Here is a 9,864-nt window from a genome sequence, read left to right on the forward strand (position 1 = left end):
GTAGTCCGATTAGTTGCGGTCGAGATCGATGTCGATGCCGAGCGAGCGGATTTCCTTCACCAACACGTTGAAGGATTCCGGCATGCCCGCGTCGATCACGTGATCGCCCTTGACGAGGTTCTCATAAACCTTCGTCCGGCCCGTCACGTCGTCCGACTTGACCGTCAGCATTTCCTGCAGCACGTACGACGCGCCATACGCCTCGAGTGCCCACACTTCCATTTCACCGAAGCGCTGGCCACCGAACTGCGCCTTACCACCCAGCGGCTGCTGCGTGACGAGCGAGTACGGACCGGTCGAACGCGCGTGCATCTTGTCGTCGACCAAGTGGTGCAGCTTCAGGTAGTGCATGTAACCGACCGTGACCGTGCGCTCGAATGCTTCGCCCGTGCGGCCGTCGTACAGCGTGACCTGGTTCTTCGAGGGCGTCATGCCGAGGTTCGTGGCGATGTCGTCCGGGTAAGCCAGATCCAGCGCGCGCGACATTTCGTCTTCCGTGGCGCCGTCGAACACCGGCGTCGCGAACGGCACGCCTTCGCGCAGGTTCTTCGCCAGTTCGAGGATCTCGTCGTCGGAGAAGCTTTCCAGCTCTTCCTTGCGGCCCGACTCGTTGTAGATCTTCGTCAGGAACTGACGCATCTCTTCGATCTTCGCCTGACGCTGCATCATCTCGCCGATACGCCAGCCCAGACCCTTCGCGGCCCAGCCCAGATGCACTTCGAGAATCTGACCCACGTTCATCCGCGACGGCACGCCGAGCGGATTCAGCACCACGTCTGCCGGACGGCCATCGGCCATGTACGGCATGTCTTCGATCGGCACGATCTTCGACACGACACCCTTGTTGCCGTGACGGCCCGCCATCTTGTCGCCCGGCTGCAGGCGACGCTTCACGGCGAGATAGACCTTGACCATCTTCAGCACGCCCGGCGGCAGTTCGTCGCCTTGCGTGAGCTTCTTGCGCTTCTCTTCGAACGCGAGGTCGAACTGGTGACGCTTCTGCTCGATCGAGTCCTTGATCGCTTCCAGCTGTGCCGCTGCGTCTTCGTCCGCGAGGCGGATGTCGAACCAGTGATAGTGGTCGAGATCTTCGAGATACGCGAGGTCGATCTTCGTGCCCTTCGCGAGCTTCTTCGGTCCGCCGTTCGCGACCTTGCCGTTCAGCATGCGGGCGAGACGCGAGAACGCGTCGCCTTCCACGATGCGCAGCTGGTCGTTCAAATCGAGGCGATAGCGCTTCAGTTCATCGTCGATGATCTGTTGCGCGCGCTTGTCACGCGTGATGCCTTCGCGCGTGAACACCTGCACGTCGATCACCGTGCCGCTCATGCCCGACGGCACGCGCAGCGACGTGTCCTTCACGTCCGAGGCCTTCTCGCCGAAGATCGCGCGCAGCAGCTTTTCTTCCGGCGTCAGCTGGGTCTCGCCCTTCGGCGTGACCTTGCCGACCAGCACGTCGCCTGCTTCGACTTCCGCGCCGATGTACACGATGCCCGACTCGTCGAGACGGCCAAGCTGCACTTCGGCCAGGTTCGAGATGTCGCGCGTGATTTCTTCCGGTCCGAGCTTCGTGTCGCGTGCAACGACGTTCAGTTCTTCGATGTGGATCGACGTGTAACGGTCATCCGCGACGACCTTTTCCGAGATCAGGATCGAGTCTTCGAAGTTGTAGCCGTTCCACGGCATGAACGCGACCAGCATGTTCTGGCCGAGCGCGAGCTCGCCCAGATCGGTCGAGGCGCCGTCGGCCAGCACGTCGCCGCGCGCCACCTTGTCGCCGACCTTCGCGATCGGACGCTGGTTGATGTTCGTGTTCTGGTTCGAACGCGTGTACTTGATCAGGTTGTAGATGTCCACGCCGACGTCGCCGGCGACGGCTTCATCGTCGTTCACGCGGATCACGATACGGCCCGCGTCGACGTAATCCACCACACCGCCACGCAGTGCCTGGACCGTCGTACCCGAGTCGACCGCCACCGTGCGCTCGATGCCCGTACCGACGACCGGCTTTTCCGGACGCAGGCAAGGCACGGCCTGACGCTGCATGTTCGAACCCATCAATGCGCGGTTCGCGTCATCGTGCTCGAGGAACGGAATCAGCGATGCCGCCACCGACACGATCTGCGACGGCGCCACGTCCATGTACTGGATGCGGTCCGGCGTGACCATCAGCGTTTCGCCGGCTTCACGCGACGACACGAGTTCGTCGGTCAGCGTGCCGTCTTCGGCCACCGCGGCGTTCGCCTGGGCGATCACGTAACGACCTTCTTCGATCGCCGACAGATAGTCGATCTGATCCGTCACCTTGCTGTCCGTGACCTTGCGATACGGCGTTTCGAGGAAGCCGTATTCGTTCAGGTGCGCGTACAGCGCGAGCGAGTTGATCAGGCCGATGTTCGGACCTTCCGGCGTTTCGATCGGGCACACGCGGCCATAGTGCGTGGGGTGCACGTCGCGGACTTCGAAGCCTGCGCGCTCACGCGTCAGACCGCCCGGGCCCAGTGCGGAAACACGGCGCTTGTGCGTGATTTCCGAGAGCGGGTTGGTCTGGTCCATGAACTGCGACAGCTGCGACGAACCGAAGAACTCGCGAATCGCCGACGAAATGGGCTTCGAGTTGATCAGGTCGTGCGGCATCAGGTTTTCGCTTTCTGCCTGGCCGAGACGTTCCTTCACGGCGCGCTCGACACGCACGAGACCCGCGCGGAACTGGTTCTCCGCGAGTTCGCCGACGCAACGCACACGACGATTGCCCAAGTGGTCGATATCGTCCACTTCGCCCTTGCCGTTGCGCAGCTCGACGAGAATCTTGATGGTCGCGAGGATGTCGTCGTCCTGCAGCGTCATCGGGCCGATGATTTCATCGCGGCCCACGCGGCGGTTGAACTTCATGCGGCCGACCTTCGACAGGTCGTACGCGTCTTCGCTGTAGAACAGACGGTTGAACAGCGCCTCGACCGCTTCTTCGGTCGGCGGCTCGCCCGGACGCATCATGCGGTAGATCGCGATGCGCGCGGCCATGCGGTCGGCGGTTTCGTCGATACGCAGCGTCGACGAGATGTACGGGCCTTGGTCCAGGTCGTTCGTGTAGAGCGTCTGGATGTCCTTGACCTTCGCTTCGCGCAGCTTCTCGAGCACCGTCTCGGTGATTTCCTCGTTGGCGTTCGCGATCACTTCGCCCGTTTCCGGATCGATCACGTTCTTCGCCAGCACGCGGCCGAGCAGATAGTCCTCGGGCACCGAGATGAACTTCGTCTTGGCGTTTTCGAGGTCGCGAATGTGCTTCGCGTTGATCCGCTTGTCTTTCGTGACGATGACGCTGCCTTCGCGATCCTGGATGTCGAAGCGCGCGACTTCACCGCGCAGGCGCTCGGGAACAAATTCCATTTGCGCGCCTTCGCTCATCAACTGGAAGTTGTCGAACACGAAGAAGTTCGCGAGGATCTGTTCCGGCGACAGGCCGATGGCCTTCAGCAGGATCGTGACCGGCATCTTGCGGCGACGGTCGACGCGGAAGTACAGCACGTCCTTCGGATCGAATTCGAAGTCGAGCCACGAACCACGGTAAGGGATGATGCGTGCCGAGAACAGCAGCTTGCCGGAGCTGTGCGTCTTGCCCTTGTCGTGCTCGAAGAACACGCCAGGCGAACGGTGGAGCTGCGACACGATCACGCGCTCGGTACCGTTGATGACGAACGAGCCGGTCGGCGTCATGAGCGGAATTTCGCCCATGTAGACTTCCTGCTCCTTCACTTCCTTGACGACCGGCTTGCTCGGGGATTCCTTGTCGAGCAGAACCAGGCGCACTTTCGCGCGCAGGGCCGAGCAGTACGTCAGGCCGCGCTGCTGGCATTCCTTGATGTTGAATGCGGGCGGCGACAGCATGTAGCTGACGAATTCGAGCCGCGCGAAACCGTTGTGCGAAACGATCGGGAAAACAGAGCTGAACGCAGCCTGCAAGCCTTCTGCCTTGCGCTGCGACGAGGACGTATCCGCTTGCAGAAACGTCTGGAATGATTCAAGCTGGGTTGCCAGCAAGAAGGGAACTTGGTGAACGATGGGGCGCTTCGCGAAACTCTTGCGAATACGCTTCTTCTCGGTGAAGGAATATTGCATACGATCTCCGAATCACGGCGGGCGTTGCCGAGGCGGGATACCTCGGCGTCACCGCCCGGTGTTCACCGACTGAGACCCGCGCAGCTGTCCGGGGAGGACGCGCGAATCTAGAAGCTTGGTGGTTGGCCGCTACCAACCGCTGGCTGACGGCAGCGGATGCCTGTGTTTCCCGCTACCCGACCAAACTTGCCTTCTGCAGTCGCTTCAGAAGACAAAGAAAACTGCCGGAAAACTCTGCCGATCCGACCGTCATCTTTGGCCTCTATGAGGACTTTCATACCTGTTGGCAAGCACGAAAACTGCGTCCCCACAAAGCACAAAAAGGCCGGCGGTGAAAAACCGCCAGCCTTCGCATAGCGCGCTGAAACTTACTTGATTTCAGCCTTCGCGCCAGCTTCTTCCAGCTTCTTCTTCGCTTCTTCAGCGGCTGCCTTCGGAACTGCTTCCTTGACAGGCTTCGGTGCGCCGTCGACCAGGTCCTTCGCTTCCTTCAGGCCGAGACCCGTCAGTTCGCGAACAGCCTTGATGACGGAAACCTTGTTCGCGCCCACTTCGACCAGGTTCACGGTGAACTCGGTTTGCTCTTCAGCAGCAGCAGCGCCGCCGCCAGCACCTGCGGGGCCAGCGACTGCAACAGCAGCTGCCGACACGCCAAACTTCTCTTCGAACGCCTTGACCAGCTCGTTCAGTTCCAGAACGGACATCGAGCCAACGGCTTCGAGGATGTCTTCTTTTGCGATTGCCATGTGAAATACTCCTAGATTGAATTCGGATCGAGCTAGCGATCTAGCTTTGCCTAACTTAAGCGACTAGCGCCCAAGCGTGATCGTTACGCAGCTTCGCTCTGCTTCTTTTCAGCCAGCGCGGCGAGAGCGCGCGCAAAGCCGGAAACAGGTGCCTGCATGACGAACAGCAGCTTGGAGAGCAGTTCTTCGCGGCTCGGGATGCTGGCCAGCGCTTGCACGCCTGCCTTGTCCATCACCTTGCCTTCGTAGGAACCAGCCTTGATGATCAACTTGTCATTGCTCTTGCCGAAGTCATTGACGACCTTGGCAGCGGCAATGGCATCTTCCGAGATGCCGTAGATCAGAGGACCGGTCATCTGCTCAGCCAGCGGAGCGAACGGGGTACCTTCGACGGCGCGACGCGCCAACGTGTTCTTCAACACGCGGAGATACACCTGTTGCTCACGCGCTTTCGCGCGCAGCTTGGTCAGATCGCCAACCGTGATCCCACGATACTCAGCGAGCACCATCGTCTGAGCCTTCGCGACTTCCGCGGCGACTTCAGCGACGACTGCCTGCTTATCTTCTTTGTTCAGTGGCACGGTTAAACCTCCAGATTCGATGCATTCGGGCCACAAACCCTGGTGCACCACGTTCAAAACGGCGTCCGACTGTTAGGAGTATCTCGATCGATCGGTGACCATCCTGTTAGACGATCGACAACCGACTTCAACCACTGCAAAACTGTTTCGGGTTCGCCATCTGCGTTGGCTCGAATTAAGGCGATGCCTGCCTGCTGCATCACCGCCAACGGTCTTTGACAACCGGTCACACGATTCGGAACTGCAATCCTGCGACCGCCCAAAGCCCTTTATCAGCGCGATCGTCCGATCGCGCTCGACATTCTTACTGTTGCGCCAGCGTGCCTTGATCCACGCGAACGCCGACACCCATCGTGCTCGACACAGCGATCTTGCGCAAGTAGACACCCTTGCTCGTTGCCGGCTTCGCCTTTTGCAGCGCTTCGATCAGCGCAGCCAGGTTCTGACGCAGCGACGCGGATTCGAACGACGCGCGACCGATCGTGCCATGGATGATACCGGCCTTGTCGACGCGGAACTGGACTTGACCAGCCTTTGCGTTCTTGACGGCTTGCGCCACGTCCGGCGTGACCGTACCGACCTTCGGGTTCGGCATCAGGCCGCGCGGGCCGAGGATCTGACCCAGCGTACCGACGACACGCATCGTGTCCGGCGAAGCGATCACGATGTCGAAATTCAGGTTACCGGCCTTGACTTGCTCGGCCAGGTCTTCCATGCCGACGATGTCAGCGCCAGCAGCGCGAGCCTGCTCGGCCTTTTCGCCCTGCGCGAACACCGCAACGCGGACCGACTTGCCCGTACCGGCCGGCAGAACCACCGAACCGCGAACCACTTGATCCGACTTCTTCGCGTCGATGCCGAGTTGCACGGCGACGTCGATCGACTCGTCGAACTTGGCGCTCGCGCATTCCTTCACGAGAGCCAGTGCGTCGTCGATCGCGTACAGCTTCTGACGATCAACCTTGCTTGCGAATGCCTGAAGGCGCTTAGAAAGCTTAGCCATTTACACGCCCTCCACAGTGATGCCCATCGAACGCGCGCTGCCGGCGATCGTGCGCACGGCTGCGTCCAGATCAGCTGCCGTAAGATCCGGCATCTTCGTCTTTGCGATTTCTTCCGCTTGAGCGCGGGTGATGTTGCCGACCTTGTCGGTGTGCGGCTTCGCCGAGCCCTTCTGCACTGCCGCTGCCTTCTTGATCAGAACAGTAGCCGGCGGCGTCTTCATGATGAAGGTGAAGCTCTTGTCCGCGAATGCCGTGATGACGACCGGCACCGGCAGACCCGGCTCCATACCTTGAGTCTGCGCGTTGAACGCCTTGCAGAACTCCATGATGTTCAGGCCACGCTGGCCCAGTGCCGGACCGACCGGCGGCGACGGGTTGGCTTTACCTGCAGGAATCTGCAGCTTGATAAAGCCGATGATTTTCTTTGCCATGTTGAAAACCTCTGCTGAACGCGCGAGCGTTCGGTGAGTGATAGCGCGCGTTCGGCTTGATGCCTACTGACGCTCCTCAACAGCCATGACGCGGGCTGTAAGCGCGAATCGCGCGATGACCGTGAGGTCACGCGCGAGAATCAGATTCAAGTCTTCTCGACCTGGCCGAACTCGAGTTCGACTGGCGTCGATCGTCCAAAAATGGTCACTGAGACACGCACCTTGGACTTTTCGTAGTTGACTTCCTCGACGTTGCCGTTGAAGTCGGTGAAAGGACCTTCCTTCACCCGAACCATTTCGCCTACTTCGAAGAGCGTCTTCGGCCGCGGCTTCTCGACACCTTCCTGCATCTGCGACATGATCTTTTCGACTTCACGCGGCGAGATCGGGCTGGGCCGATTCCGCGCTCCGCCGACGAACCCTGTGACCTTCGCCGTATTCTTGACGAGATGCCACGTTTCGTCCGTCATTTCCATCTCGACCAGGACGTAGCCCGGGAAGAAACGACGCTCGGTGACCGACTTGTGGCCACCCTTGACTTCTACCACTTCCTCAGTCGGCACCAGAATCTGGCCAAACTGGTCCTGCATACCTGCCCGATCGATGCGCTCCTGAAGCGCACGTTGCACGCTCTTCTCCATGCCGGAGTAGGCGTGCACCACGTACCAACGCTTTCCGCTCGGGGATGTCGGAGTATCGCTCATATCATTTCCATCCCAGAATCGCCGAGAAAATCACCCATTCGATTGACTTGTCGCTAAGCCAAAGGAATATGGCCATGATCAGTACAAACGCGAAGACCACCAAGGTTGTTTGCGTAGCCTCTTTGCGAGTAGGCCACACGACCTTGCGGACTTCCTTGTACGAGTCCTTGGCAAAGGCGATGAACCCCTTCCCCGGCGCAGAGAAAAGACCGACCGCGACACCCGCGATGACGCCGACAACAAGGGCCGCTCCGCGGAAGTACCATTCTTGGCCAGAAAGCCAGAAGAAACCCACGAACCCGGCCAAGACCAACAATACGCCAGCCACCAACATCAACTTGTCGCCGGAAGTATTTACAGTTTCGACGGAAGGATTCGCCATAACACCTTAAACACAGCGCCACGAGGCGCAAGAATTTGGCAGGGGCAGAGGGAATCGAACCCCCAACCTTCGGTTTTGGAGACCGACGCTCTGCCAGTTGAGCTATACCCCTAAACCATTTGGAGTCGCCGAAAGCCGACGACTCCGAAACCACAAACTACCGAGAAGATTTCTGGCTCTTACTCGATAATCTTCGCCACGACACCGGCGCCGACGGTACGACCGCCTTCACGGATAGCGAAACGCAGACCTTCTTCCATGGCGATCGGGGCGATCAGCTTGACCGTGATCGACACGTTGTCGCCCGGCATCACCATTTCCTTGTCCTTCGGCAGCTCGATCGAGCCCGTCACGTCGGTCGTACGGAAGTAGAACTGCGGACGGTAGTTGTTGAAGAACGGCGTGTGGCGGCCGCCTTCGTCCTTGCTCAGCACGTACACTTCAGCCGTGAAGTGCGTGTGCGGCGTGATCGAACCCGGCTTGGCCAGAACCTGGCCACGCTCCACGTCTTCACGCTTCGTGCCGCGCAGCAGGATACCGACGTTGTCGCCTGCCTGACCCTGGTCGAGCAGCTTGCGGAACATTTCCACGCCCGTGCAGGTCGTCTTCACCGTCGTCTTGATACCGACGATTTCGATTTCCTCGCCAACCTTCACCACGCCACGCTCGATACGGCCCGTCACCACCGTGCCGCGACCCGAGATCGAGAACACGTCTTCCACCGGCATCAGGAACGAACCGTCAACTGCGCGTTCCGGCGTCGGGATGTACGTGTCCAGCGCGTCGGCCAAGCTCATGATCGCCACTTCGCCCAGCTCGCCCGTGTCGCCTTCCAGCGCCAGCTTGGCCGAACCCTTCACGATCGGCGTGTCGTCGCCCGGGAAGTCGTACTTCGAGAGAAGCTCGCGCACTTCCATTTCGACCAGCTCGAGCAGCTCGGCGTCGTCGACCATGTCGCACTTGTTCAGGAACACGATGATGTACGGCACGCCGACCTGACGGGCCAGCAGGATGTGCTCGCGCGTTTGCGGCATCGGGCCGTCAGCGGCCGAGCACACCAGAATTGCGCCGTCCATCTGCGCGGCGCCCGTGATCATGTTCTTCACGTAGTCGGCGTGGCCCGGGCAGTCGACGTGTGCGTAGTGGCGGTTAGCCGTTTCGTACTCGACGTGCGCGGTGTTGATCGTGATGCCGCGCGCCTTTTCTTCCGGTGCCGCGTCGATCTGGTCGTATGCCTTCGCTTCGCCGCCGAACTTCTTGGTCAGCACCGTGGTGATCGCTGCCGTCAGCGTGGTCTTGCCGTGGTCAACGTGACCGATCGTACCGACGTTCACGTGCGGCTTGGTCCGCTCGAATTTACCTTTGGCCATTTTCGACTCCTAACAGGATTTTCGCACCTTGCGCCGCGCGCAACTTACTGGACAAATACTGCTGGTGCCCATGGGCAGGATCGAACTGCCGACCTCTCCCTTACCAAGGGAGTGCTCTACCACTGAGCCACATGGGCACTGCTAACCGACACTGGAGCGGGTGAAGGGAATCGAACCCTCGTCATAAGCTTGGAAGGCTTCTGCTCTACCATTGAGCTACACCCGCGAGGGTTGGATTCTCTTACCGCTTGAATTCTGGTGGAGGAGGTTGGATTCGAACCAACGTAGGCGTAAGCCAACAGATTTACAGTCTGCCCCCTTTAGCCACTCGGGCACCCCTCCGCAGAGAACTATCGATTATGGGGTAACAACACGCCCTTGTCAAGCGTTTCTTACGACCCGAGCACGACGCTCTTACTTATAGGTATGACGAAACGCAAAAACCCCACCTTTGTGGGGTGGGGTTTTTGTTTTGAGCATGAGGAGCCTGACGATTACCTACTTTCACACGGGTGATCCGCACTATCATC

At 59.9% G+C, this 9,864-nt stretch carries 9 protein-coding genes and 4 tRNA genes; 1 reads left to right on the forward strand and 12 read right to left on the reverse strand.

Annotation, left to right across the window (positions count from 1 at the left end; genetic code table 11):
* Positions 1-9 precede the first annotated feature (9 nt).
* Positions 10-4,116, reverse strand: a complete 4,107-nt coding sequence (gene rpoB / locus QCE69_RS13720) for a DNA-directed RNA polymerase subunit beta (RefSeq protein WP_309931162.1) — start codon at positions 4,114-4,116, stop codon at positions 10-12.
* A gap of 122 nt (positions 4,117-4,238) precedes the next feature.
* Here rpoB and QCE69_RS13725 point away from each other — a divergent pair, with 122 nt between their 5' ends.
* Positions 4,239-4,451, forward strand: coding sequence for a hypothetical protein (locus QCE69_RS13725; protein WP_309931163.1), 213 nt, complete (start codon positions 4,239-4,241; stop codon positions 4,449-4,451).
* Between the two features lie 33 nt (positions 4,452-4,484).
* On the opposite strand, the gene rplL is transcribed toward QCE69_RS13725, so the two are convergent.
* The 11 genes from rplL to QCE69_RS13780 all read right to left on the reverse strand — a co-directional run bounded on the left by rplL (position 4,485) and on the right by QCE69_RS13780 (position 9,676).
* Positions 4,485-4,862 carry a 50S ribosomal protein L7/L12 gene (rplL, locus tag QCE69_RS13730; RefSeq protein ID WP_094781735.1) on the reverse strand — a complete coding sequence of 126 codons (378 nt, stop codon included), beginning with the start codon at positions 4,860-4,862 and terminating at the stop codon, positions 4,485-4,487.
* Positions 4,863-4,945: 83 nt separating this feature from the next.
* Positions 4,946-5,443: a 50S ribosomal protein L10 gene (rplJ, locus tag QCE69_RS13735; RefSeq protein ID WP_309833617.1), complete on the reverse strand. Its 498-nt coding sequence runs from the start codon at positions 5,441-5,443 to the stop codon at positions 4,946-4,948.
* A gap of 304 nt (positions 5,444-5,747) precedes the next feature.
* Positions 5,748-6,446, reverse strand: a complete 699-nt coding sequence (rplA, locus tag QCE69_RS13740; RefSeq protein ID WP_309918864.1) for a 50S ribosomal protein L1 — start codon at positions 6,444-6,446, stop codon at positions 5,748-5,750.
* Complete coding sequence (gene rplK / locus QCE69_RS13745; protein ID WP_061163555.1) at positions 6,447-6,878, reverse strand: 50S ribosomal protein L11; 432 nt, start codon at positions 6,876-6,878, stop codon at positions 6,447-6,449. It lies immediately after the preceding gene.
* Positions 6,879-7,024: 146 nt separating this feature from the next.
* Positions 7,025-7,582 (reverse strand): transcription termination/antitermination protein NusG, encoded by a 558-nt coding sequence (nusG, locus tag QCE69_RS13750; RefSeq protein ID WP_050454953.1) that lies wholly within the window; start codon positions 7,580-7,582, stop codon positions 7,025-7,027.
* Between the two features lies 1 nt (position 7,583).
* Positions 7,584-7,964, reverse strand: coding sequence for a preprotein translocase subunit SecE (secE, locus tag QCE69_RS13755; RefSeq protein WP_309918867.1), 381 nt, complete (start codon positions 7,962-7,964; stop codon positions 7,584-7,586).
* Between the two features lie 36 nt (positions 7,965-8,000).
* A tRNA-Trp gene (locus tag QCE69_RS13760) sits at positions 8,001-8,076 on the reverse strand.
* 67 nt (positions 8,077-8,143) lie between these two features.
* The gene (tuf, locus tag QCE69_RS13765) at positions 8,144-9,334 is read right to left on the reverse strand and encodes an elongation factor Tu (protein WP_309918853.1); all 1,191 of its coding nucleotides are present in this window, start codon (positions 9,332-9,334) and stop codon (positions 8,144-8,146) included.
* A gap of 62 nt (positions 9,335-9,396) precedes the next feature.
* A tRNA-Thr gene (locus tag QCE69_RS13770) sits at positions 9,397-9,471 on the reverse strand.
* Between the two features lie 15 nt (positions 9,472-9,486).
* Positions 9,487-9,560 (reverse strand) — tRNA-Gly (locus QCE69_RS13775).
* Between the two features lie 30 nt (positions 9,561-9,590).
* A tRNA-Tyr gene (locus tag QCE69_RS13780) sits at positions 9,591-9,676 on the reverse strand.
* Between the last annotated feature and the right edge of the window lie 188 nt (positions 9,677-9,864).

This window comes from Caballeronia sp. LZ032 (genome assembly GCF_031451315.1).
Classification (GTDB): Bacteria; Pseudomonadota; Gammaproteobacteria; order Burkholderiales; family Burkholderiaceae; genus Caballeronia.